Source organism: Bacillus sp. AFS059628, assembly GCF_002571225.1.
Classification (GTDB): Bacteria; Bacillota; Bacilli; order Bacillales; family Bacillaceae_G; genus Bacillus_A.
Genome location: NZ_NVEC01000140.1, coordinates 1 through 344 on the forward strand (window position 1 = coordinate 1; position 344 = coordinate 344).

The window sequence follows — 344 nt, forward strand, 5'->3', positions numbered from 1 at the left end:
AATACAAAAGTAGGCGAAACAAAAGTAGAAGGAACAAAAACGTGGAACGATAACAATGCAACAGATCGTCCAAGCACGATTAAAGTAGACTTACTACAAAACGGTAAAGTAATTGACACGAAAGAAGTAAGTAAAGCAACAAATTGGAAGTACACGTTTGAAAAACTCCAAGCATACGATACAAACGGAGTAGCGTACAAGTATGAAGTGAAAGAACAACCGGTAGACGGATACAAATCCGAAGTAAACGGTTATGACATTACGAATACAAAAGTAGGCGAAACAAAAGTAGAAGGAACAAAAACGTGGAACGATAACAATGCAACAGATCGTCCAAGCACGAT

1 protein-coding gene is annotated in these 344 nt (G+C 37.8%); it reads left to right on the top strand.

Annotation, left to right across the window (positions count from 1 at the left end):
* A partial coding sequence (locus COL05_RS30400) for a Cna B-type domain-containing protein (RefSeq protein WP_142337739.1) occupies window positions 1-344 on the top strand: 344 nt, incomplete at both ends.